Origin of the sequence: Methylobacterium tarhaniae, from assembly GCF_001043955.1 — a bacterium.
Classification (GTDB): Bacteria; Pseudomonadota; Alphaproteobacteria; order Rhizobiales; family Beijerinckiaceae; genus Methylobacterium; species Methylobacterium tarhaniae.
Genome location: NZ_LABZ01000446.1, coordinates 1 through 565, shown reverse-complemented (window position 1 = coordinate 565; position 565 = coordinate 1). Strand labels below are relative to the sequence as shown.

Below are 565 nucleotides of genomic sequence, written 5' to 3'. Positions count from 1 at the left end.
CGCCTGTTCGGCGGCGGCGGCGATCGCGGAGGCCACCTCTTCGGCCCGCTCGGCCAAGCCGTCGACCGCGCCGCGCAGCGTCGCGTCGGCCGTGCTCGCGCGCTCGGTGACCAGCCGCCCGGCAGTCTCGGCCGCCAGAGCGAAGGCCGACGTCGCCGCCAGGGTCCGGGCATCGACCTGACCGGTCGCCTGTTCGGCGGCGGCGGCAATCGCCGCGGCCACTTCCTCGGCCCGCCCGGCCAGACCCTCGACCGCGCCGCGCAGCGTCGCGTCGGCAGCCGCCGCGCGCTCGGTGACCAGTTGCCCGGCGGTCTCGGCCGCCAGAGCGAAGGCCGACGTCGCCGCCAGGGTCCGCGCATCGACCTGACCGGTCGCCTGCTCGGCGGCGGCCGCAATCGCGGAGGCCACCTCTTCGGCCCGCCCGGCCAGACCCTCGACCGCGCCGCGCAGCGTCGCGTCGGCCATGCTCGCGCGCTCCGCCACCAGACGGCCCGCCTCTTCCGCAGCCTGCGCGAAAGCCGACGTCGCCGCCAAGGTGCAGGTGTCGAGGGCGCCGGTCGCCGTC

Annotated in this window: 1 pseudogene; it reads right to left on the bottom strand. The window is 78.1% G+C overall.

The features are described 5' to 3' along the window. Window positions 1-565, bottom strand: a pseudogene (locus VQ03_RS34205) (hypothetical protein); the annotation flags it as partial.